Source organism: Rhodoferax sp. (assembly GCF_010365055.1).
GTDB lineage: Bacteria > Pseudomonadota > Gammaproteobacteria > Burkholderiales > Burkholderiaceae_C > Rhodoferax.
Genome location: NZ_JAAFHA010000069.1, coordinates 1 through 20,996, shown reverse-complemented (window position 1 = coordinate 20,996; position 20,996 = coordinate 1). Strand labels below are relative to the sequence as shown.

At 60.9% G+C, this 20,996-nt stretch carries 19 protein-coding genes and 1 pseudogene; 18 read left to right on the top strand and 2 right to left on the bottom strand.

Annotation, left to right across the window (positions count from 1 at the left end; translation table 11 throughout):
- The 8 genes and pseudogenes from GZ093_RS14570 to GZ093_RS14535 form a co-directional block, all read left to right on the top strand.
- A pseudogene (locus tag GZ093_RS14570) lies at nucleotides 1-99 on the top strand (50S ribosomal protein L2); the annotation flags it as partial.
- Nucleotides 100-110: 11 nt separating this feature from the next.
- Entirely contained in the window at nucleotides 111-389 is a 279-nt protein-coding gene (rpsS, locus tag GZ093_RS14565) for a 30S ribosomal protein S19 (protein WP_296487092.1), read from the top strand.
- Nucleotides 390-399: 10 nt separating this feature from the next.
- Nucleotides 400-729 (top strand): 50S ribosomal protein L22, encoded by a 330-nt coding sequence (gene rplV, locus GZ093_RS14560; RefSeq protein WP_293662334.1) that lies wholly within the window; start codon nucleotides 400-402, stop codon nucleotides 727-729.
- 16 nt (nucleotides 730-745) lie between these two features.
- Entirely contained in the window at nucleotides 746-1,642 is an 897-nt protein-coding gene (rpsC, locus tag GZ093_RS14555; RefSeq protein ID WP_296487089.1) for a 30S ribosomal protein S3, read from the top strand.
- A gap of 2 nt (nucleotides 1,643-1,644) precedes the next feature.
- Nucleotides 1,645-2,061, top strand: coding sequence for a 50S ribosomal protein L16 (gene rplP / locus GZ093_RS14550; RefSeq protein ID WP_296487087.1), 417 nt, complete (start codon nucleotides 1,645-1,647; stop codon nucleotides 2,059-2,061).
- Nucleotides 2,062-2,076: 15 nt separating this feature from the next.
- On the top strand, nucleotides 2,077-2,283 hold the full coding sequence (rpmC, locus tag GZ093_RS14545; RefSeq protein ID WP_296487085.1) for a 50S ribosomal protein L29: 207 nt from the start codon (nucleotides 2,077-2,079) through the stop codon (nucleotides 2,281-2,283).
- 10 nt (nucleotides 2,284-2,293) lie between these two features.
- On the top strand, nucleotides 2,294-2,563 hold the full coding sequence (gene rpsQ, locus GZ093_RS14540) for a 30S ribosomal protein S17 (RefSeq protein WP_296487083.1): 270 nt from the start codon (nucleotides 2,294-2,296) through the stop codon (nucleotides 2,561-2,563).
- Between the two features lie 133 nt (nucleotides 2,564-2,696).
- Nucleotides 2,697-3,203 carry a peroxiredoxin gene (locus tag GZ093_RS14535; RefSeq protein WP_296487081.1) on the top strand — a complete coding sequence of 169 codons (507 nt, stop codon included), beginning with the start codon at nucleotides 2,697-2,699 and terminating at the stop codon, nucleotides 3,201-3,203.
- Between the two features lie 48 nt (nucleotides 3,204-3,251).
- Here GZ093_RS14535 and GZ093_RS14530 read toward each other — a convergent pair whose 3' ends face one another.
- Nucleotides 3,252-3,740 (bottom strand): GNAT family N-acetyltransferase, encoded by a 489-nt coding sequence (locus GZ093_RS14530; protein WP_296487079.1) that lies wholly within the window; start codon nucleotides 3,738-3,740, stop codon nucleotides 3,252-3,254.
- A 273-nt stretch (nucleotides 3,741-4,013) separates the two neighbouring features.
- On the opposite strand from GZ093_RS14530, the gene GZ093_RS14525 reads away from it, so the two are divergent.
- The 7 genes from GZ093_RS14525 to GZ093_RS14495 all read left to right on the top strand — a co-directional run bounded on the left by GZ093_RS14525 (nucleotide 4,014) and on the right by GZ093_RS14495 (nucleotide 12,193).
- On the top strand, nucleotides 4,014-4,274 hold the full coding sequence (locus GZ093_RS14525) for a DUF4212 domain-containing protein (RefSeq protein WP_296487078.1): 261 nt from the start codon (nucleotides 4,014-4,016) through the stop codon (nucleotides 4,272-4,274).
- A gap of 10 nt (nucleotides 4,275-4,284) precedes the next feature.
- Nucleotides 4,285-6,093, top strand: coding sequence for a sodium:solute symporter family protein (locus GZ093_RS14520; protein WP_296487076.1), 1,809 nt, complete (start codon nucleotides 4,285-4,287; stop codon nucleotides 6,091-6,093).
- Nucleotides 6,094-6,206: 113 nt separating this feature from the next.
- On the top strand, nucleotides 6,207-6,560 hold the full coding sequence (locus GZ093_RS14515) for a hypothetical protein (protein WP_296487074.1): 354 nt from the start codon (nucleotides 6,207-6,209) through the stop codon (nucleotides 6,558-6,560).
- A gap of 122 nt (nucleotides 6,561-6,682) precedes the next feature.
- The gene (locus GZ093_RS14510; RefSeq protein ID WP_296487072.1) at nucleotides 6,683-6,895 is read left to right on the top strand and encodes a hypothetical protein; all 213 of its coding nucleotides are present in this window, start codon (nucleotides 6,683-6,685) and stop codon (nucleotides 6,893-6,895) included.
- Nucleotides 6,896-6,897: 2 nt separating this feature from the next.
- Entirely contained in the window at nucleotides 6,898-9,660 is a 2,763-nt protein-coding gene (locus GZ093_RS14505; protein ID WP_296487070.1) for a sensor histidine kinase, read from the top strand.
- On the top strand, nucleotides 9,657-10,031 hold the full coding sequence (locus tag GZ093_RS14500; RefSeq protein WP_296487068.1) for a response regulator: 375 nt from the start codon (nucleotides 9,657-9,659) through the stop codon (nucleotides 10,029-10,031). Before GZ093_RS14505 ends, GZ093_RS14500 begins: the two co-directional genes overlap by 4 nt.
- Nucleotides 10,028-12,193 carry an exonuclease domain-containing protein gene (locus tag GZ093_RS14495; RefSeq protein WP_296487066.1) on the top strand — a complete coding sequence of 722 codons (2,166 nt, stop codon included), beginning with the start codon at nucleotides 10,028-10,030 and terminating at the stop codon, nucleotides 12,191-12,193. Before GZ093_RS14500 ends, GZ093_RS14495 begins: the two co-directional genes overlap by 4 nt.
- 99 nt (nucleotides 12,194-12,292) lie before the next feature.
- Here GZ093_RS14495 and GZ093_RS14490 read toward each other — a convergent pair whose 3' ends face one another.
- On the bottom strand, nucleotides 12,293-14,152 hold the full coding sequence (locus tag GZ093_RS14490) for a putative nucleotidyltransferase substrate binding domain-containing protein (protein WP_296487064.1): 1,860 nt from the start codon (nucleotides 14,150-14,152) through the stop codon (nucleotides 12,293-12,295).
- Between the two features lie 106 nt (nucleotides 14,153-14,258).
- On the opposite strand from GZ093_RS14490, the gene pyrF reads away from it, so the two are divergent.
- The 3 genes from pyrF (at nucleotide 14,259) to GZ093_RS14475 (ending at nucleotide 20,901) form a co-directional block, all read left to right on the top strand.
- Nucleotides 14,259-15,143: an orotidine-5'-phosphate decarboxylase gene (gene pyrF, locus GZ093_RS14485; protein WP_296487062.1), complete on the top strand. Its 885-nt coding sequence runs from the start codon at nucleotides 14,259-14,261 to the stop codon at nucleotides 15,141-15,143.
- Nucleotides 15,144-15,327: 184 nt separating this feature from the next.
- Nucleotides 15,328-17,010, top strand: a complete 1,683-nt coding sequence (locus GZ093_RS14480; protein ID WP_296487061.1) for an AMP-binding protein — start codon at nucleotides 15,328-15,330, stop codon at nucleotides 17,008-17,010.
- Between the two features lie 258 nt (nucleotides 17,011-17,268).
- Entirely contained in the window at nucleotides 17,269-20,901 is a 3,633-nt protein-coding gene (locus tag GZ093_RS14475) for an EAL domain-containing protein (protein ID WP_296487059.1), read from the top strand.
- The last annotated feature ends 95 nt before the right edge of the window (nucleotides 20,902-20,996 follow it).

Here is a 20,996-nt window from a genome sequence, read left to right as displayed (position 1 = left end):
CGTCATCCAGTCGATCCTTGGGGTAATCTGACCAAGGGTTACCGTACCCGTAACAACAAGCGCACGCAGGTCATGATCGTGTCGCGTCGCAAGAAGTAAGGGGCAGGTAAATGACTCGTTCTCTCAAAAAAGGTCCGTTTGTCGACCATCACTTGGTCGCAAAAGCCGATAAGGCTGTTGCCACCAAAGACAAAAAGCCGATCAAGACCTGGTCGCGCCGTTCAATGGTTCTGCCCGATTTCATCGGCTTGACCATCGCGGTGCACAACGGCAAACAGCACGTGCCGGTCTACATCACCGATCAAATGGTTGGCCACAAGTTGGGGGAGTTCGCGCTCACCCGTACTTTCAAAGGTCATCCGGCAGACAAAAAAGTCTCAAAGAAATAAGGAGGTGACCATGGAAACACGTGCAACCCTTCGTGGCGTTCGTTTATCGGTCGACAAAGGCCGTTTGGTCGCGGACTTGATCCGCGGCAAGAAGGTGGATCAAGCCTTGAACATCTTGCAGTTCACGCAGAAAAAAGCTGCTGTGATCATCAAGAAGGTTCTGGAGTCCGCCATTGCCAACGCTGAGCACAATGACGGTGCCGATATCGACGAACTGAAGGTGAAGACCATTTTCGTTGAGCAAGGTGCTTCACTCAGGCGCTTCACGGCCCGCGCAAAAGGTCGTGGCAACCAAATCAGAAAACCCACGTGCCATGTGTACGTGACGGTTGGTAACTGAAAGAGGCCAGGAAGATATGGGACAAAAAATCCACCCAACCGGCTTTCGCTTGTCGATTAGCCGCAACTGGGCATCACGCTGGTACGCCAATGACCGTGATTTCGCTGGCATGTTGGCTGAAGACATCAAGGTGCGCGAGTACCTGAAGGCAAAGCTGAAAAACGCGTCTGTGTCGCGTGTATTGATCGAGCGTCCTGCCAAGAATGCCCGCATCACGATTTTCTCGGCACGTCCGGGCGTTGTGATCGGAAAAAAGGGCGAAGACATCGAGAACTTGAAACGCGAGTTGTCGCGTCAACTCGGCGTGCCGGTTGCGGTGAACATCGAAGAAGTGCGCAAGCCTGAAATCGATGCCAAACTCATTGCCGACAGCATCACGCAGCAGCTTGAAAAGCGCATCATGTTCCGTCGGGCCATGAAGCGCGCCATGCAAAATGCCATGCGTCTGGGTGCCCTGGGCATCAAGATCATGTCGTCTGGCCGGCTGAATGGTATTGAGATCGCTCGTTGCGAGTGGTATCGCGAAGGTCGCGTACCGCTTCATACATTGCGCGCCGATATTGATTACGGCACCTCTGAAGCCCAAACAACCTACGGCATCATTGGTGTCAAGGTCTGGGTGTACAAGGGTGATACCTTGGGCCGCAACGACCTGCCAGCTGCTGTGGAGGCCCGCACGGATGACGAACGTCGTCCACGGGGGCCACGTCGCGATGATCGGGGTGCCCGTCCGGGTACCGACCGTCCGGCACCGCGCGTTGCACGGCGTCCCCCAATGGGCGCCAATACAGCACCTGCCGATGGCAGTGACAAGCCTGCGGAGGCCACTGGGGCCATCGCACCGAAACCCGCCGTTCAGCGCGTCCGCAAGGTAGCCGCGCCAGCTGCAGCAGCTGACGGCAAAGGAGAATAATTATGTTGCAACCCGCTCGTCGCAAATACCGCAAAGAGCAAAAGGGCCGTAACACCGGCATTGCGACCCGAGGCAGCTCGGTCGCATTTGGTGATTTCGGTCTGAAGTGCATCGACCGTGGCCGCTTGACAGCTCGTCAGATTGAAGCTGCGCGTCGTGCTATTTCCCGCCACGTCAAACGGGGCGGTCGTATCTGGATTCGCGTGTTTCCTGACAAACCAATTTCCCAAAAGCCTGCTGAAGTGCGGATGGGTAACGGCAAAGGCAATCCCGAGTACTACGTGGCTGAAATCCAGCCCGGCAAGATCGTGTTTGAAATCGTCGGTGTCACAGAAGAGTTGGCGCGCGAGGCGTTTCGTTTGGCTTCCGCCAAGCTGCCTTTGCGGACCACCTTTGTGGCCCGCATGATTGGCCAGTGATCAGGAGAACATGCTATGAAAACTACTGAACTACGCCAAAAAGACGTTGCTGGCCTGCAAACGGAAGTCAAAGCGCTGCAAAAAGCTCACTTTGGTCTGCGCATGCAAAAAGCCACGCAACAACTCAACAACACCGCTACGCTGCGCTCCACGCGCCGTGATATTGCTCGCGCCAAGACCATTCTTGTCGAAAAGCAAAGCGCCGATAAATCCGCCAAATAAGGAGCGATAAATGACGGAAGCTAAAAAATCCCTCAAGCGCACCTTGGTTGGCAAGGTGGTCAGCGACAAGCGTGCGAAGACTGTGACTGTGCTGATTGAGCGTCGTGTCAAGCACGAACTCTACGGCAAGATTGTTGGGAAATCCAGCAAGTACCACGCTCATGATGAAACTAATGAGTACAAGACGGGTGACATCATTGAGATCACCGAAAGCCGTCCCATTTCAAAGACCAAGAATTGGGTTGCGACCCGCTTGGTGCAAAAGGCGGCTGTGGTTTAAGCCTTTTCAGTCTTGAGACTGCAGGCTTCCCGGAAACGGCTCACAATGTGAGCCGTTTCTATTTGTATACCTCTTTGGAGCAGACTTCAGAAGCTGCTTCACCAATTTCAATCAACCATTTAAGGACCATTCAATGATTAAAGTAGGCGATCAACTTCCCGCAACCACCTTGATGGAATTCTCGGAAGTCGAGGGCGGCGGCTGTAGTCTCGGCCCTAATCCTGTGGACGTCGCGAAGGCCAGCGCAGGCAAGACCCTTGCCCTGTTTGGGCTGCCCGGCGCCTTCACGCCGACGTGTTCTGCCAAGCATGTTCCTGGCTACATTCAAAGCTACGATGAACTGAAAGCTGCCGGCGTTGATGAAATCTGGTGCGTCAGCGTGAACGATGCATTTGTCATGGGTGCGTGGGCGCACGATCAAAAGACGAATGGCAAGGTGCGCATGCTGGCCGACGGCGACGCGGCTTTTGCCAAGGCGACCGGATTGACGCTCGACCTGAACGGCAAAGGGATGGGGCTGCGCAGCAACCGTTACTCCATGCTGGTCAAAGATGGCAAAGTTGTCACTCTCAACATTGAAGCACCCGGCAAATTTGAAGTCAGCGACGCGGCCACCATGCTTGCGCAGGCCAAAGGCTGACCAGCTAACTGAATCGTAAAGCCCGTCACATCGAATCGGTGGCAGGCTTTACAGACTGACCTTCAGGTAGTGCGCCCCTTCAATCGGGTTGTGGTAATAGGGTTCAATTTCTTCGAACCCAAGGTCTTGGTACAAAGCGCGCGCGCCATCCATCTCATTGAGTGTGTCAAGTAGCACGCAAGCGTAGCCCGCCACCCGTGCACAATCCAAAATAGCTTCAGCCAGTTGGCGCCCAACTCCATGACGGCGGAAGGCGGGCCGAACATAAAGACGCTTCATTTCGCAAGCGTTCGGGTAATCGACGGTATCGAGCGGCCGTAACGCGCAGCAACCAGCGAGTTCCTTATCGGCTGCGGCCATGAGCAATGCGCCCCGTGGCGCGGCGTAGTCGCCCGGAAGTTCAGCCAGTTCGGCTTCAAACCCCTGAAAAGACAAGTCAATCTGCAATGCCTGCGCGTACTCGCGCAACATGCTGCGCAGCGTGTTGAGTTCTTCCTGCGTGTTGGGCACGATAAATTCGATGGAGTGTGTCTTCACAGTTGCAGATTGTGCACGATGAGGAATGGGGGTACGGGCAACGGACCTGGTTTGAAGCCAGGTCGCGCCTCGCCCACATGGGCATGGGCTCGCATAGTTGCTCGGTGTTTTCCCTAGGTTTTTGTCTCATTGCAATGATTGGATGCTTTCATCAGAAAACTGTAAGCAATCCCCTTGATAGTCCATCCCGCAGCACCGCGGTCTCCGGCCCGCGCAATGTACTGGTGCAACGGTTCTCCGTTGTTATTTAATTAATATTCTCGAGGAGACTTCATGAAGGAAGACCTAAGTAGTGGCGCCTACTGGAAAGAGACACTCAAGCTGCTGAGGAATGTTCTGATCCTCTGGTTTCTGGTTTCTTTTGGGGCGGGCATTTTGTTTGTTGACTTTTTCAACCAGTTTCACTTCGGTGGCTACCCGGTTGGATTCTGGTTCGCTCATCAGGGTTCGATGTATATCTTTGTGATCCAGATTTTTTACTACGCCTGGCGCATGAACAACCTGGACATCAAGTTTGATGTTCATGAAGACTGAGGACTAAAACATGGATCTTCAAACCACAATCTATTTAATGGTTGGTCTGAGCTTTTCGCTCTACATCGGCATTGCCATCTGGGCCCGTGCCGGTACCACCAGTGAGTTCTACGCAGCGGGCGGCGCGGTGCACCCGGTGCTCAATGGCATGGCCACCGGCGCGGACTGGATGTCGGCCGCGTCCTTTATCTCCATGGCCGGCTTGATTTCCAACATGGGTTACGGCGGCGGCTTGTTCCTGATGGGCTGGACCGGCGGCTACGTGTTGCTCGCCATGTTGTTGGCACCCTACCTGCGCAAATTCGGTAAATTTACCGTGCCGCAATTCATTGGTGACCGCTTCTACTCCAAGGGCGCCAGCCTAGTCGCAGTGGTGTGTCTGCTGACGGCATCGCTGACCTACATCATCGGTCAGATGACCGGTGTGGGCGTGGCGTTCTCGCGCTTTCTCGGCGTCTCCAGTGAAGTGGGTATCTATGTAGGTATGGGCATTGTGTTTTTGTACGCCGTCTTCGGCGGCATGAAGGGCATCACCTACACCCAGGTGGCGCAGTATGTCGTGCTGATTCTGGCGTATACGATCCCGGCGATCTTCATCTCCCTGCAACTCACTGGCAATTTCTTGCCTCAGTTGGGACTGGGTTCCAACATTGTTGGTCAAGACGTGTCATTGTTGGCTAAACTGGACTCCGTCGTCACGGACCTGGGCTTTGGCAGGTACACCACCACCACGGCAGGCAGCACGCTCAACATGTTTGTCTACACGATGTCCCTGATGATCGGTACTGCCGGTCTGCCGCACGTGATCATGCGATTCTTCACGGTCCCCACCGTGAAGGACGCACGTTCATCGGCTGGCTGGGCTTTGGTGTTCATTGCAATCCTGTACACCACAGCACCTGCGGTGGCGGCGATGGCCAAGATCAACCTGATTCGCACTATCACCCCAGGTGTGGTCATGAGCGGCACTGACATTTATGCCAAAGATTCCGCCATTGAAGCTGAGAAGCGTCCTGACTGGATGAAGCGCTGGGAGAAAACGGGACTGTTGAAGTTTGAAGACAAGAACGGCGATGGGCGTATCCAGTACTACAACGACAAGTCCAAGGACGAAGCGTTCAACGCCAAAGCTGCTGCTGCCGGTTGGAAGGGTAACGAACTTGACGTGAACGCCGACATTATTGTGCTGGCCAACCCTGAAATCGCCTTGCTGCCCAACTGGGTAATTGGCCTGGTGGCAGCGGGCGGCTTGGCTGCGGCGCTGTCCACCGCGGCTGGTTTGCTGATGGCCATTTCTTCGGCCGTGTCCCATGACCTGATCAAGAACATCTTTGTGCCAGATATCTCTGAAAAGGGTGAGCTGCTGGCAGGTAAGATTTCGATGGCGGTGGCGATCGTGGTCGCAGGGTACTTGGGCTTGAATCCGCCAGGGTTCGCGGCCGGGACCGTGGCGCTGGCCTTTGGTATTGCCGCCAGCTCGCTGTTCCCGGCCATCATGATGGGCATTTTCAGCAAGAAGATGAACAAGGAAGGTGCCATGGCCGGTATGCTGGCAGGCCTGTCCATCACCTTGTTCTATGTGTTTGCGCACAAGGGTTTGTTCTTCATCAAAGGCACCGAGTACCTCGGCCTCATTGGTGGACCTAACCCCTTCTTTGGCATCACGCCTGAAGCCTTCGGTGCCATTGGCGCGCTGGTGAACTTTGCTGTGGCTTTCCTGGTTGACAAAGTCACCCCCGAGCCACCCGAGCACATCCAGCACATGGTGGAAGCAGTGCGTGTCCCGCGCGGCTCCAAGCTGGTGAATGGTGCCCATTAAAGGCGTGTCGATGATCTGAGTCACCACCCTGTCCGCCCCTGTGGGCAGCGGTGACAATGAAAGCCCTGCGGGTCATGCCGGCAGGGCTTTTTTTACTTGAACTGGAGCTTGGTATGGTGTTTGACATCAGCGTCGCGATGACCTGGATATTGTTTTTGGCCTTGTTTCCGATCAGCTTCGTTTGGCTGCGCCGTGCCTGGCGCATTGTGATGAAGCGCGATTTTTCCGAGGTGGCCGTCAAGCGGGGTGAGGCGCCGCCGGATCCGGCCAAATTTGCGCCCTACGAGATGGCGATCAACCTGGTGGCCGGGGTCATTCTGGTGTGTGTGATTGGGGCGGTGCTGGCCGGGTTCTGGGAATACAGCACCTGGAGTGCCATTGCCGGCAGCACCATCTGGTGCAAGTTTTTCGCCAGTTTTGCCTTGTCGCGCCACGCCCATGCGAGTTGGGACAAGTCCAAGGTCTGAGAGGTTGCCAGGTGGGTGTGGCTTGGCTTGGCCTGGGCGTCTGGCGCTGGCCGATCCATCGGGCACAATGCCGAAAAAAGGGTTCGCGCCAACGACGCAGTACCCGCCATTTGGAGACTGCCATGTTCAAAGAGCTTGACGCACAGCGTCTGGTCGCCTTGTTTGTAGGGGGCTGGCTGCTGTTTAATTTCCCTTTGCTGGGGCTGTGGGACCGTGCTGAATCACTGTTGGGAGTTCCGCTATTTCCGGCGGCACTGTTTCTGCTCTGGGGATTGGTGATCGCAGCCATGGCCTGGCTGATGGAGCGGCCGGGGTCACGGCATCTGGAGGAGTAGCCATGCTCTCGCCTGCGTTGGTCATTGGCGCTTCATTTGCCTATTTGCTGCTGCTCTTTGCCGTGGCCTATTTGGGTGATTGGCGCGCCGCGCAGGGCCGTTCCATCATCGCCAACCCCTGGACCTACGCCCTGTCGATGGCCGTGTATTGCACCGCGTGGACCTACTTTGGCAGCGTTGGGCGCGCGGCCTCCGGTGGCGTGTGGTTTTTGCCGATTTACCTCGGGCCAACTCTGGGCATGGTGCTGGGCTGGATGGTGCTGCGCAAGATGATTCGCATCGCGCATGCGTACCGCATCACCTCGATTGCCGACTTCATTGGCAGCCGCTACGGCAAGAGCCCCATGCTGGCTGGTCTCGTGACATTGATTGCCGTGGTCGGCATCATTCCTTATATTGCATTGCAGCTCAAGGCGGTGTCGGCGGGCTACGCCTTGCTGACGACGCCGCTCGGGGCTGATTTCGCGCCACAGCCGCACTGGAGCCAGGACAGCACTTTTTACACGGCGCTGGCGTTCGCGGGGTTCACCATGGTGTTTGGCGCGCGCCATCTGGACTCGACCGAGCGCCACGAGGGCATGGTGGCGGCGATCGCCTTTGAGTCCGTGGTCAAGCTGCTGGCGTTTCTGGCTGTGGGCCTGTTCGTGGTCTACGGCCTGTTCGATGGCCTGACTGACCTGTTCGCACGCGCCCAGGCGGTGCCCGAGCTGGCGGCCCTGTTGCGGCTGGAACAGGGCGGCAGTTTCGCCTGGACGCAATGGTTCGCCTTGACGCTCTTGTCGATGCTGTCGCTGATGTTCTTGCCGCGCCAGTTTCAGGTGATGGTGGTGGAAAACGTGCGTGAGAGCCACTTGCGGCGCGCGGTCTGGGTGTTTCCGCTCTACCTGCTGGCGATCAACCTGTTTGTGCTGCCCATTGCACTGGGCGGGCTGCTGTACTTCGGCCCGGGGCACATGAATGCTGAAACCTTTGTGCTGTCCCTGCCCTTGGCCGCCGGGCAAAACGCACTGGCGCTGTTTGCCTTTATTGGCGGCTTGTCGGCTGCCACCGGCATGGTGATTGTGGAGACGATTGCAGTGTCCACGATGGTCTGCAATGAGCTGGTGATGCCGCTGTTGCTGCGCACGCGCCACTTCCGGCGAGACGCCGGGCGCGACCTGACCCGGGTGCTGCTGGGCATTCGCCGGGCTGCGATTCTGGCGGTGCTGGTGCTGGGCTATGTGTACTTTCACCTGGCGGGAGAAGCCTACGCGCTGGTCAGCATCGGGCTGATCAGTTTTGCGGCCGTGGCGCAGTTTGCACCGTCGGTGCTGGGCGGCTTGTACTGGAAGGGCGGGACCCGGCGCGGCGCCGTGGCGGGTTTGCTGGCCGGCTTCTTGATGTGGGCTTACACGCTGATGCTGCCGTCGATTGCCAAGTCGGGCTGGTTGGGCGATGAGTTCCTGCACCAGGGCCTGGGCGGACTGAGCTTGCTGCTGCCTGAGCAATTCATGGGCATGCAGGGTCTGGACAATCTGACGCATTCGCTGTTCTGGAGCCTGCTGGTCAACACCGCGGCCTATGTGGGCCTGTCGCTCTGGCGTGCGCCCTCCGGCGCCGAGGCCAGCCAGGCGCTGCTCTTTGTCGATGTGTTCCGGCGCACCGCGGCGTCCAGCCCCGTCTTCTGGCGGGGGCAGGCCCGGGTGCCTGATCTGCTGCGTCTGTGTGAGCGCTTCATGGGGGTCCAGAAAGCACGCGCGCTGTTCCGGTCCTACGCGGGCCCGGCGCAGGCGCGCCAGATGGACGCGATCCGGGCCGATGCCCGGCTGGTGCAGTTTGTTGAAACCCAGTTGGCCGGCGCCGTCGGGAGCGCCTCGGCGCGGGTGTTGGTGGCGTCGGTGGTGGAAGAAGAGGCGCTCACGCCCGAGGACGTGCTGCGCATTCTGGACGAGGCCTCGCAGTTGCGCGCGCATTCGCGTGAGCTCGAAGAAAAATCAGAATCCCTGGAGCGCGCCACCACGGAGCTGCGCCAGGCCAATGAACAGCTCAAAAGCCTGGACCGGCTCAAGGATGACTTCATGTCGTCGGTGACGCATGAGCTGCGCACGCCGCTGACGTCGATTCGGGCTCTGGCTGAATTGCTGCGCGATGACCCCAAGCTTGCCCTGGCGCAGCGGCGCCAGTTCATCGAGATCATTGTCAGCGAGACCGAGCGCCTGTCGCGTCTGGTCAACCAGGTGCTCGACATGGCCAAGATCGAATCTGGTCATGCCGAGTGGCACACCGCCGAGGTGGACATGCGCACGCTGGTGAGCCAGGCGGTCAGCACCACGGCCGAACTGTTTCGCGAACGCGACGTGGCGGTCGAGGTGTCATTGCCCGACCAGGTTCCCCCGCTGATGACCGACCCGGATCGGCTGATGCAGGTCATGCTCAATCTGCTGTCCAATGCCGCCAAGTTTGTGCCGCACGTGGGTGGTCGGGTTGGTGTAAGCCTGCGCAGTGACGATACCGGGGTGACGGTGGCGGTCAGCGACAACGGCCCGGGCGTCGCCCCGGAGCAGCAGGCGTTGATCTTTGACCGGTTCCGCCAGGGCGGCGATGCCGCCAACCGGCCGCAGGGGACCGGGCTGGGCCTGCCGATCAGCCGCCAGATCGTGGAACACTTCGGTGGGCGACTGTGGCTTGAGTCAAATCCGCAGCAGGGCGCCCGCTTTCTGTTTCACCTGCCCCGAAATACGACCAGTTGCGACCGTGAAGCAACGCCAACAGGAGACACGCCATGAGCCAAAAAATACTGGTTGCCGACGATGAACCGAACATCGTGATTTCTCTGGAGTACCTGCTCAAGCGCGAAGGCTACACCGTGCTGATTGCACGCGACGGCCAGGAAGCGTTGGAGAGCATCACGCGCGAACAGCCCGAGCTGGTGCTGCTGGACGTGATGATGCCCAAAAAGACCGGCTTTGAGGTCTGCCAGGAAGTGCGGGCCAGCGACGCCCTGGCGGCCATCAAAATCCTCATGCTGACCGCCAAGGGCCGCGACACCGATGTCGCCAAGGGCCTGGCGCTGGGCGCAGACGCTTACATCACCAAGCCGTTTTCGACCCGGGAACTGGTGCAGAAAGTGGCAGAACTGTTGGCCCGGCCAGCATGAAGATCGACCGTCGGCTGCTGCTGGCCATCGGCGTGATCGGCCTGGCCACGGTGGTCTGGCTTTTGATCACGATAGGCCTGATTGCGTCGACACTGGCTCCAGAGCAACGCGCTCTCGTGGCCGAGCAATTGGCCCCCAGGTTTGTGCTGATTGGCATGACCTGGGTGTTTGGCCTGGTCAGCATTGCGGCCACGTTGCGCTGGCTGTTTCGCCGTTACGCCAGCGCGCCAGCGCGCTTGTTGGAGCAAACCCGGGTGTTGCTGGCCGCACCCCAAGCCGCGCCCATGAACCACCAGGGCACGAAAGAGACTAAGGCCCTGGCCGAGGCGATATTTCAACTGGCCACCCAGCGCGATACCCTGCGCGCGGACGTGGCGGCGCAGATCGCACAGGCCAACTTCAGTGTGCAGCAAGAGAAGAACCGTTTGGCGGCCTTGATGGCCGAGCTGACCCAAAGCGTGGTGGTGTGCAACCTAGACGGCCGCATTATTCTTTACAACAGCCGGGCCCGGCTGCAGTTCAAGGCCCTGTCGGTGGCGCCGACCCTGGCCGGTGGCGCCGAGCTGATCGGGATCGGGCGCTCCATCTACGCGGTGTTTGACCGCCAGCTGGTGGCGCATGCGCTTGAGAGCATCCAGCAGCGCATCTTGCGCGGCGCCGCCAGCCCGTCGACCCAGTTTGTCACCAGCACGCAAGCCGGGCAGTTGCTCAAGGTGCAAATGGCACCGGTGCGCAATGGCGACACGGCCGGTGGCGCGGCCGAGATCAGCGGCTTTGTGCTGATGTTAGAGAACGTGACCCGCGCTTTTGAAGAGGAGCACGTGCGCGACCAGTTGCTGCATGGCCTGACCGAGGGCAGTCGCTCGTCGCTGGCCAACGTTCAGGCGGCGGTCGACATGCTGGCCTATCCCGATCTGGAGCCGCCCATGCGGGAGCGTTTTTTGACCGTGGTGCGCGAAGAAGTGCACAGCATGAGCGCGCGCATCACCGACATGACGCAACAAGCCACGCAAGGCCTCAAGGCGCGCTGGCCGCTCGAAGAAATGCTCGGCGCTGACGTGCTGCTGGCGAGCCAGCGCCGCATCGAGGCGCGGAGCAAGCGCAGCGTCACGCTGGAGAACCTGGACACCACCATCTGGCTCAAGGTGGACAGTTTCAGCCTGACGCAGGCGCTGGACTACCTGGCGATGCGCCTGGTCGATGAGTTTGATGTGCGCTTCTTCCGGCTTCGCCTGCAAGCCAGCGGCAACCGCGCCCAGCTCGATCTGATCTGGAGCGGCCAGGTGATGAGCACCGAGACCGTCATGAGCTGGGAGATGGACAGCATGCGCTTTGGTGCCGAGAGCACACCGCTGACGGTGCGTGACGTGGTCGAACGCCATGGCGGCGAGATGTGGTTTGAGCGTGAGCGCATCCGCCAGGAGGCGTTCTTCAGGTTTTTGCTGCCGCTGGCCAGCGTGCAGGAGCAACTTGAGGCCACGCAAATCCTGCAAAACGACAGCCGCCCCGAGTACTATGACTTTGACCTGTTCCAAAGCAGTGAGCTCAGCAATGCGCTGGAAGACCGCTTGCTCAGCGAGCTGTCGTTCACGGTGTTTGACACCGAAACCACCGGCCTGCAACCTTCCGAGGGCGACGAGATCATCCAGATCGGTGCGGCGCGCATTGTCAACGGCAAGCTCTTACGGCAAGAAAGTTTTGAACAATTGGTGAACCCCGGTCGCCTGATCCCGGCGGCCACCATCCCGATTCACGGCATCACCCAGGACATGGTGAAAGGCCAGCCACCCATCACCGAGGTACTGCCGGCGTTCTACACCTTTGCCCAGGACACCGTGCTGGTGGCGCACAACGCCGCCTTTGACATGAAGTTTCTGCAAATGCAGGAGCGCCACACCGGCCTGGTTTTCCGTCACCCGGTGCTTGACACCTTGCTGCTGTCCGCCGTGGTGCACCCGAACCAGGAGTCGCACCGCTTGGAGGCCATTGCCGAGCGCTTCAACATCACGGTGCTGGGCCGTCACACCGCGCTGGGCGATGCCTTGGTGACGGCAGAAGTCTGGCTGCGCCTGATCCCGTTGCTGCAAGCCATGGGCATCAACACCCTGCGCCAGGCCCGGGAAGCGGCGCAAAAGACCTATTACGCGCGTTTGAAGTACTGATTGGCTAAGTCAAGCGTCATCAAATATGATAGCTGCTTGCGCTTATTCCATGCGGGCTACGGCCTGGTTTGATTTGAGTTTTTCTTAGATTTTGCCGCGCTAGTAGCGCTGTTGCAGCACGCCTTGCAGGGTTTGCACCACGCTGAACGCCTCCTTGAGGTGACTGCGCTCGAAGTTGGACAGCTCTTCCAGTGCCAGAAAATTGTCCGGGGCCTGGCTCTGCTGGGTCTGGCGCGCCTGGTGCGCGATGCGCAGCTTGGCCAGGAACTCCAGCGCATCGCGCAAGTCGCGCGCACCCTGTTCGCTGACCTCACCGGCCTGCGCCACCACTTCAAGCCGGTCGTGCGTGTTGACCGCGGCAATCCCGCCCGCCAGCGCGTAGACCCGTGCCAGGTCCACGATCGGCACGATGCCGCTGTGTTTGAGATCGATGGTGCGGGCATTCTCGCCACCGCGGATCAGCGAAATGGTGCCAAACAGGCCCAGCGGTGGCCGGTGTTTGAGCGCGTTGCCGACCATGTGCGCCAGAAACAGGCTGTTGCCCTTGGTGCGCGCCAGCACCTCCTGACGCAAGCCGTCGAGCAGCTCGGTCTTGCCATGGATGGCGCGCAGGTCAAAGAAGACGCAGGTCAACATCAGCGCCTTGGGCTTGGGTTGCTCCACCCAGGTGCGGAAGTAGTCGGCCCAGACCCGGCGGGGCTGGCGCCAGGTGTCGGTCATGGCCATCATCTCGCCGGGGCAGTGGATGTAGCCGCAGGCCGCCAGGCCGTCGCAGACAAACTTGGAAAACGCGCGGAAATAGGCGCCGTGGGCAGCCTCAATGAAGTTGTCGTCCAGGATCAGGCAGTTGTCCTGGTCGGATTTGGCGGTCTGCTCGCTGCGCGCTTGCGAGCCGGCCGCCACCCAGACATAGTCGATCGGCGCGGGTCCGAACTGGGCCTCGGCCAGTTGGATCAGTCGGACCGTCAGCGCGTCGGTGATGGCCGTCACGATATGGCCCGTGCTGTAGGCGCTGGCGTCGGCTGCGGCCAGGTTCTGCTGCAAGAGCTTGACCTTGCGGCTGACCCGGCTCAAGCCTTCGAGCGAACCTTGTTTGTAAATATCGCCCGCGAGGTAAACCGCCGAGGTGCTGTGCTGCTCGGTCAGGTCGTTGGCGGTGATCATGCCGACGATGCGCTGGCCGTCCATCACGGGCACGTGGTGGATGTTGTGGCGCGCCATCAGCAGCAGTGCCTCGAAAGCCGGGCTGTTGGCGTCCACCGTCAGAGGGGCCAGCGTGGCGATGTCCGCCACCGGGCGCGCGCTGTCCAGGCCCGGCGCCACCAGCCGGTTGCGCAGGTCGCGGTCGGTCACCAGGCCAAACAGCAGGCCCTGCTCCACCAGCAGCACCGAGGACACGCGCAAGTCGCTCATCAGCTGCGCGGCGGCGCGAATGGACGTGGCGGGCTCCAGCGTGATCGGCTCGCGCTTGATCAGGGCGCGGATCGGCGTGCCCAGCAGGTTCAGCGCCGCCCCCGCTTCCGAAGCGTGGCTCACGAGAGCGCCCGGGTTGCCGGCCAGCGCAATCGACGGCAAGAAATAGCCCAGCGCGGGATGGGCTTGGCTCAGCGCCAGCAGGGCCTGCGGTGCCAGCCAGGCAATCTGGCACGGGCTCGCCGCCACGGCCTGCCAGGTCGCCAACTGTTGCGTGGGCGTGGCACCCAGGCCAAACAACTCGCCGGTGCGCAGGCGCACCGACAGGCCCAGGTCCGGGTCTTGCAGGTCGACGTCGCCGCTCAGGATCAGCCCCAGGCGGCTGTGCAATTGCCCCTGCGCCAGCAAATTCGCGCCCGCCAGCGCCACCTCCGGCGTGAACTGAGCGGCCAGCGCCTTGCGGCTCGCCAGATCAAGTTGTCCCCAGACACGGTGCTTGGCCAGGGTGTTGACCAGAGAGGGGGGTGCGGTGGGTTCAATGGGCATGGCGGGCAGGCTTCAAGAAATGAATTGACGCGATGGCTGCATTGTTGCAGAGCACGCTGACATCGTGCGCGCAGATCGCCTGGGCGGCGCTTCATACAATAGCCGCATGACCTTTCTTGACATGTTGCGCGCCGCCGAGCGCCAAAACGGCTCGATGCTGTGCGTCGGGCTGGACCCGGAGCCGACCCGCTTTCCGGCCCATTACAGTGGCGAATCCAGCAAGATCTACGATTTTTGCGCCACCATTGTGGACGCCACGTTTGACCTGGTGTCGGCCTTCAAGCCGCAGATTGCCTACTTTGCGGCGCACCGGGCCGAAGCGCAGCTGGAGCGCCTGATCGCTCACATGCGCCGCGTCGCGCCGCAGGTGCCGGTCATTCTGGATGCCAAGCGGGGCGACATCGGCAGCACCGCGACCCAATACGCCAAGGAGGCCTTCGAGCGCTATGGCGCCGACGCGGTCACGCTCTCGCCCTTCATGGGCTTTGACTCGCTGGAGCCCTACCTGCGCTACCACGGCAAGGGCGCCTTCCTGCTGTGCCGCACCTCCAACCCCGGCGGCGACGACCTGCAGTCGCAGCGCCTGGCCAGCGTCGAGGGCACGCCTTTGTTGTATGAGCACATTGCGCGGCAGGCGCAGCAGCACTGGAACCTCAACGGCCAACTGGGCCTGGTCGTGGGGGCCACTTATCCGGCAGAGCTGGAGCGCGTGCGATCGCTCGCGCCCACGCTGCCGCTGCTGATTCCCGGCGTTGGCGCGCAGGGCGGTGACGCACTGGCCACGGTTCGGTCTGCCTGGCGCGGGACTCCCGGTGTGGACGGCCAGGTCGGTCAAACGCTGGCCCCGATCATCGTCAACTCGTCGCGCGCCATTCTTTACGCCTCCTCCGGCGCTGATTTTGCGCAGGCCGCGCGCCGGGAAGCCATCCGCACCCGCGACTTGCTGCAGGCGGCACGGCCACAGGCCGAATCAGTCCACGCTCGCACTTAGGCCCGAACGGTGATGGGCGCGAGCTGAACAGCATTGGGCCCAGCCGAGCCAAGGCCGCCCGGTGCCGACCATGCGCGGCGGGCTGACTTTGAGAAATATCAAAGGGGCAGCGCCTCTGCTTCCTAGACTGGAGCGTCTGGACGCCTTTGTTGGCGGACCACCCCATTCGAACGGAGATGGCGCCATGGAAAAGATCTGGCTGAAGAACTACCCACCCGGCATCGCCGCCGAGGTGGATGTGCATGAGTTCGACTCCTTGCGCGACGTGCTGCGGCGCAGCTGCGAGCGCTTTGCCGACCTGCCGGCCTACAGCAACATGGGCGCGTCCATGAGCTACGCCGAGCTCGACCAGCACAGCCGCGACTTTGCCGCCTACCTGCAAAGTACGCTGGGTTTGCGCAAGGGCGACCGCGTCGCGATCATGATGCCGAATCTGTTGCAGTACCCGGTGGCACTGTTTGGCGTGCTGCGCGCCGGCCTGGTGGTGGTGAACGTGAACCCTCAGTACACCGTGCCTGAGCTGGCGCACCAGCTCAGGGACTCCGGCGCGGTGGCGATTGTGGTGCTGGAGAACTTTGCCCACACCCTGCAGGAGGTGCTGGCTACGACCCCGTCGCTCAAGCTCAGCGTCCTGACCACCGAGGTCGGTGACCTGTTTCCGGTGATCAAGGAGCTGATCACCAATGTGGTGGTCAAGTATGTGAAGCGCATGGTGCCCGAGTGGCACATCGAGGGCGCCACCGAGTTCAATGCCGCCTTGCGCACCGGCCGTGATCTGACGCTGCACCATGTACCGTTGAGCCAGGACGACATCGCCTTTCTGCAGTACACCGGCGGCACCACCGGCGTCGCCAAGGGCGCTGTGTTGACACACGGCAACCTGACGGCGAACCTGCAGCAACTGGGTGCATGGATTGCGCATGACCTGCTTGACGGTCAGGAGCTGTTCGTCTGCCCGCTGCCGCTGTACCACGTCTTCGCCCTGAGTTCGAGCCTGGTATTCATGAAGATCGGCGCGCACAACATCCTGATCACCAACCCCCGGGATCTGCCGGCCTTCATCCATGATCTCAAAAAGTACCCCTTCACGGCCATCGTCGGCGTGAATACGCTGTACCGGGCGCTTCTTGATGCGCCTGAATTTGCCGAGGTGGACACCCACAGCCTCAAGGTTGTCATTGCCGGCGGCATGGCGGTGCAACGTGTGGTGGCCGAGCGCTGGAAGAAGGCCACGGGGAAGCCCATCATTGAAGCCTACGGTTTGACCGAAACCTCGCCCGGTGTGACGGCCAACCCGCTCAACATCGTCGACTGGACGGGCACCATCGGCATGCCGTTTCCGTCGACCGAGGCCACCGTTCTCGATGACGATGGCCGTGAACTGCCCCTGGGCGAGGTCGGTGAAATCGGCATCCGCGGCCCGCAGGTGATGAAGAGCTACTGGAATCGGCCCGACGAGACCGCCAAGGTGTTCACGCAAGACGGCTGGCTGCGCACCGGCGACATGGGCTTCGTGGACGAGCGCGGCTACTTCAAGATTACCGACCGCAAGAAGGACATGATCATCGTGTCTGGCTTCAAGGTGTTTCCGAACCAGATCGAGGACGCCGTGGCGCTGCATCCGGGGGTGGCCGAGGTGGCCGCCATCGGGGTGCCGGACGAAAAATCCGGTGAGGCGGTCAAGATAATTGTGGTCAGGAGCGATCCGGGGCTGACCGAGCAGGAGCTGCTGGCCCATTGCCGCCAGCACCTGACCGACTACAAGGTGCCCAAGATCGTCGAGTTCCGCACCGAGCCCCTGCCTAAGACCAACCTGGGCAAGATTTTGCGGCGGCAGTTGCGCGATTTGCCGGCGCCTGCGCCTTGAGCGGGGGCAACGCGCGGCGCCGGGGTCACTGAGCGCCCGGTGGCTTGTGCCGCCTGTGCCTCGTGTGCCGTCGGTCGGCCGACAGCTGATCCGGCATCTCAATCTATTTGACTAAATTGAGCTATGGCCCCCGTGAAATAAGCGCTAACAGCTATTAATTAAATAGCGACAAAACGACCTTGAAAGGTTCGATCGAACGCTCTGTTTGGCGCAGTCTGTGCATAATCTGCGTGTTTTACTTTTGTAGCGCAGGCCCGCATGTCGCTTCACCGCACGACTTCCCCGTTTTCACGCAGCCTGCGGTTGGCCGTGGCGCTGGCGTGTGCCCTGATGGTGGTCTTTGCGGTTTACGTTGTCTCGGAAAAACGGATCGACCGGGCCCATGAACTGCGCTACCAATCGCAGCGGCTGGCCGATGAACTGCGCCAGTCCTCCGATGACCTGACGCGCATGGCCCGCACCTTTGTCCTCACCGGTAACCCGATTTACCAGCAGCACTACCTTGACATTTTGGCGATTCGGGACGGCAAGAAGCCGCGGCCGGTTCGCTACGACAGCACCTACTGGGACCTGGTGACCGTGGCGGACGAGCCGACTGGATCTGGCAACGGCGCCCCGGTGGCGCTGCAGACGCTGCTGCGCCAGGCCGGGTTCGCCGAGGACGAGTTGCTCAAACTGGCGCAGGCGCAAGCCAGGTCGGACCAACTCACCCATCTTGAGTTCGCGGCCATGGCGCTGCTTGAATCGGCAGGCGCCAACCTGCCAGAGCGTCGCAGCCGGGCCGGCCAGATGTTGCATGACCGGGCCTACCAGCAGGCCAAGGCCGACATCATGCGTCCGCTGGCCGAATTGCATGAGTTGGTGGCGCGTCGGACTTTGCAGACGGTGCAAGAAACCGAGGCCAGGGCAAGCTGGTTGCGCTTGGTTTTTGTGTTGTTGGCGCTGGCGCTGCTGCTGGCCCTGTGGCGCAGCTTCAAGGCCTTGCGCAGCACGCTGGGCGCGCCGGTAGATGAAATTCACGCACACATCAGTCGCCTTGGTCAGGGCAACTTTGGCGCTGCGATTGAGGTGACCCCCGGGTTGGAAGCCAGTGTCCTGGGCCGGCTGCTGCAGACCCAGCAGCAGCTCAAAGAGATGGCGCAAGCGCAGCAGGCTTCGGAGGCCAAACTGCAGCGCCTGAATCGGCTCTATGCCGCTGTCAGCGACTGCAATCAGGCGATTGTTCGTTGTACCGATGAGGCGGCGCTGTTTGCGCAAATCTGCCGTATCGTGGTCGAACATGGCGGCATGAAAACGGCGTGGATTGGCCTGCTAGAAATACCCGGCCAGGTGGTCAGGCTGACCGTTTCGCATGGTGTCGGCGTGGAACAGCTGATAGACATTCACATCACCGCGGATGCCGATGAACCGACCGGGCGTGGTCCGACCGGCATCACGGTGCGCAGGAACCAGCCCTTCTGGTGTCAGGACTACCAGCATGACCCGATCACCGCACCGTGGCACGCGCTGGGTGCGCGCCTGGGCTGGGCCGCCTCGGCGGCGCTGCCGCTGCACCGCAACGGCCGGGTCATCGGCGCCCTCAATGTCTACGCGGGCGAGGTCAATGCCTTTGACGCGCAGACGCAAAAGCTGTTGGTCGAGATGGCCGCCGATATTGACTACGCGCTGGGCAACTTCGATCGCGACGCGGCGCGTTTGCGCAGCCAGCAAATGGACGCCTTGCGCAGCTTCATGCTGGAGCGCCTGACCAGTGACTTGCCGCTGACGGACATACTGAACGACTTCGTGCTCAAGATTGAAGACGCGTTGCCCGGCGCGCTGGGCTCTGTCTTGTTGTTGGATAACGAGGCGCAGCGCCTGACTCTGGCGGCCGCACCCCATCTGCCCGATTTTTTCAATGACGCCCTGGACGGGGCTCAGATCGGGCCGCACGTGGGCTCGTGCGCCACGGCGGTCTTTGCCGGCCAGCGCGCCATCGTGGCCGATATGGCCAATCATCCCGATTGGGCGGCGTGCCAGGCCTTGGCGCAACGGGCCGGGCTTGCGGCTTGCTGGTCTGAGCCGATTCGCGCGGCCAACCAGCAGGTGTTGGGCATCTTTGCCATTTATCACCGCAGCAGCGTGACGCCACAAGCGCATGAGCTTGAGCGCATTGAAATGGCGGCGGCCTTGGCTGCCATCGCCATTGAGCGCAAGCACGCCGAGGTGCAGTTGCAGCTCAAGGCGCGCGTGTTTGAGCAGGGCAATGAAGCCATTGTGATCACGGACGACCAGAGTCGTATCGTGCGGGTCAACCGCGCCTTTTGCCTGATTACCGGCTACAACGAGGCCGAGGTGCTGGGGCGCAACCCGAAGCTGCTCTCATCGGGCCGACAGAGCCCTGATTTCTACCAGGCTATGTGGACCTCGCTGCAGGCGCACGGGCAGTGGCAGGGTGAGTTGTGGAACCGGCGCAAGGACGGCTCGCTTTACCCGGAGTGGCTCTCCATCAGCGTGCTGCGGGACCGAAGTGGTGCTGTGATGAACTATGTGGCCATTGCCACCGACATCAGCCAGCGCAAGGAGGATGAGCTCAAAATTCGAATGTTGGCCGATTTTGACCCGCTGACCGGCTTGCCCAATCGGCGCTTGCTGCAAGACCGCATCGATACTGCGCTGAGTCAGGCGCAGCGCCATGGCGAGGCGCTGGCGCTGATATTCCTGGACCTCGATCGCTTCAAAAATGTCAATGACTCGCTCGGTCATCACGCTGGTGACGAACTGCTGACGCAGGTGGCGCAGCGCCTGAAATCGGTGCTGCGTGAGCAGGACACGGTGTGCCGCGTCGGTGGCGACGAGTTTGTGCTGCTGTGCACCAGCACGGATGCAGCCGGCGCCGCCCATGTGGCCAACAAACTGCTTGAAATTGCGGCGCAGCGCTACCTGGTCGAGCAGCAGGAACTGGTCATTACCTTCTCCATCGGCATTGCCCTGTATCCGGACGATGGCGACAGCTTCGAGAAGCTGTCCATGAGTGCGGACACCGCCATGTACCGGGCCAAGCAGGCCGGCCGCAACGCCTATCGCTTCTTCACCGCCGAGATGCAGCTCGAATCGAGTCGCCAACTGGAACTGGAAAACGGCCTGCGCCGGGCGCTGGACTTGCAGCAGCTGTCTCTGGTGTACCAGCCGCAGGTGTCGCTGATGGACGGTCGCGTAACGGGCATGGAGGCGCTACTGCGCTGGCATCACCCCACGCTGGGCCAGGTGTCGCCCCTTGAATTCATTCCGGTGGCCGAAGAAAGCGGGCTGATCCTGTCGATTGGTGAATGGGTGCTGCGCACGGCGACGCGCCAGTTGCGCGTCTGGCTTGACGCCGGACTGCCAGCGCTGCAACTGTCGGTCAACCTGTCGGCGGTGCAATTCCGCCATGCCAATTTGCCGGATCTGGTGACGCAGGTGTTGTTTGATGCGGGCCTGGAGCCGCACTGCCTGGAGTTGGAACTGACCGAGAGCGTGGCCATGAACGACCCGCCAGGTGCTGTCGCCATCATGGACAAGCTGCACCAGCGCGGCGTGCGCCTGTCGATCGATGACTTTGGTACCGGCTATTCATCGTTGAGCTATCTCAAGCGCTTCAAGGTGTACAAGCTCAAGGTCGACCAGTCCTTTGTGCAGGACATTTCCACCGATCCGGACGACAAGGCCATCGTCGTCGCCGTCATCGCCCTGGCGCGCAGTCTGGGTTTTCAGACCATCGCCGAAGGGGTGGAAACGCAGGGCCAGCTGGACTTTCTGCGCCAGCAGGGCTGCGATGAAGTGCAAGGCTATTTTTACAGCCAACCCTTGCCGGTCGATCAATTCGAGGCATTTGTGCGGCAACACCTGTTGAATGCCGTAGCGTTGGTCTGATGACGGCGCTCTTTGGCTGTCGGCATGGTGGCGGGGTTTGTGCTTGGATTGGACTGGGTTGGCATTTTTAACGTTCTTACCCCCACTCACTCACC

Coding starts and splice junctions, on each gene's coding strand:
- GZ093_RS14525 (WP_296487078.1), top strand. CDS start 4,014: ATGAAGGAAGACCTAAGTAGTGGCGCCTACTGGAAAGAGACACTCAAG.
- GZ093_RS14505 (WP_296487070.1), top strand. CDS start 6,898: ATGCTCTCGCCTGCGTTGGTCATTGGCGCTTCATTTGCCTATTTGCTG.
- GZ093_RS14495 (WP_296487066.1), top strand. CDS start 10,028: ATGAAGATCGACCGTCGGCTGCTGCTGGCCATCGGCGTGATCGGCCTG.
- rpsC (WP_296487089.1), top strand. CDS start 746: ATGGGACAAAAAATCCACCCAACCGGCTTTCGCTTGTCGATTAGCCGC.
- GZ093_RS14500 (WP_296487068.1), top strand. CDS start 9,657: ATGAGCCAAAAAATACTGGTTGCCGACGATGAACCGAACATCGTGATT.
- GZ093_RS14535 (WP_296487081.1), top strand. CDS start 2,697: ATGATTAAAGTAGGCGATCAACTTCCCGCAACCACCTTGATGGAATTC.
- rpsS (WP_296487092.1), top strand. CDS start 111: ATGACTCGTTCTCTCAAAAAAGGTCCGTTTGTCGACCATCACTTGGTC.
- GZ093_RS14515 (WP_296487074.1), top strand. CDS start 6,207: ATGGTGTTTGACATCAGCGTCGCGATGACCTGGATATTGTTTTTGGCC.
- rpmC (WP_296487085.1), top strand. CDS start 2,077: ATGAAAACTACTGAACTACGCCAAAAAGACGTTGCTGGCCTGCAAACG.
- GZ093_RS14490 (WP_296487064.1), bottom strand. CDS start 14,152: ATGCCCATTGAACCCACCGCACCCCCCTCTCTGGTCAACACCCTGGCC.
- GZ093_RS14475 (WP_296487059.1), top strand. CDS start 17,269: ATGTCGCTTCACCGCACGACTTCCCCGTTTTCACGCAGCCTGCGGTTG.
- rplP (WP_296487087.1), top strand. CDS start 1,645: ATGTTGCAACCCGCTCGTCGCAAATACCGCAAAGAGCAAAAGGGCCGT.
- rpsQ (WP_296487083.1), top strand. CDS start 2,294: ATGACGGAAGCTAAAAAATCCCTCAAGCGCACCTTGGTTGGCAAGGTG.
- GZ093_RS14480 (WP_296487061.1), top strand. CDS start 15,328: ATGGAAAAGATCTGGCTGAAGAACTACCCACCCGGCATCGCCGCCGAG.
- pyrF (WP_296487062.1), top strand. CDS start 14,259: ATGACCTTTCTTGACATGTTGCGCGCCGCCGAGCGCCAAAACGGCTCG.
- rplV (WP_293662334.1), top strand. CDS start 400: ATGGAAACACGTGCAACCCTTCGTGGCGTTCGTTTATCGGTCGACAAA.
- GZ093_RS14520 (WP_296487076.1), top strand. CDS start 4,285: ATGGATCTTCAAACCACAATCTATTTAATGGTTGGTCTGAGCTTTTCG.
- GZ093_RS14510 (WP_296487072.1), top strand. CDS start 6,683: ATGTTCAAAGAGCTTGACGCACAGCGTCTGGTCGCCTTGTTTGTAGGG.